This window comes from Enterococcus ratti, assembly GCF_001886195.1.
Taxonomy (GTDB): domain Bacteria; phylum Bacillota; class Bacilli; order Lactobacillales; family Enterococcaceae; genus Enterococcus_B; species Enterococcus_B ratti.
In genome coordinates this window covers 1-797 of the sequence record NZ_JXLB01000061.1, presented here as the reverse complement: position 1 = coordinate 797, position 797 = coordinate 1, and the positions used below count along the sequence as shown (strand labels likewise).

The window sequence follows — 797 nt, the reverse complement described above, 5'->3', positions numbered from 1 at the left end:
CTTTATTGAAACAAAAGAATATAAATGATTTGCTGAATTTTGTGATGCGTGTATTAAATACAAGTATATTGGAATTTGTTACGGTGCTCCTGGCGTAGGCAAAACGTTATCTTCAAGGTATTACTGTAATTGGGATAATATAGAAAAACAAATTACCTATCGGCGTGCTGATGATATTGAAAAAAATGCAACAGATGAAATATTAAGTGCAAATAAAGTTTTTTATACTGCGCCAGCTGAAAAGATGTCTCGTGTCAGTTCTAATATTGACACAATAACTAGTAGAATAGGTCTGACTAAAGCAATGCATATGGTACTAAAGTACAATCAAGAAAATCCTCCTGTGCCTAAAACCTATGAAGCAATTGATTTAATTATTGTCGATGAAATTGAGCGTTGAAAGCTTCAGCATTTAGAACAGCTAAGAGATATTTATGATAGAAATGATCTGGCAATGGTTCTTATTGGTATGCCTGGTATTGAAAAAAGATTGTCTCGATATCCGCAACTTTACTTTCGCATAGGTTTTGCACACGAATTTGATAACCTTAGTAAGGACGAAATACATCATATTTTGGAATACAAATGGGCAGATTTAGGAATTGATATCAAGTTAGAAGATTTTTCTGATTATGAGGCTATCACAACTTCATGAAGATCACAAAAGGAAATTTTAGGCTTATTCATCGTTTATTTGCACAGATTGATCGTATTTTAAGAATCAATCAAATGGATAAGATTACTGTAGAAGTTGTCGAAGCAGCAAGAGATAGTTTAGTCATAGGTATATAAAAAAC

The 797-nt window shown here is 32.5% G+C and carries 1 pseudogene; it reads left to right on the top strand.

The window, feature by feature from the left end:
- Positions 1 to 792 (top strand): annotated as a pseudogene (locus RV14_RS11700) (AAA family ATPase); the annotation flags it as partial.
- Positions 793 to 797 lie beyond the last annotated feature (5 nt).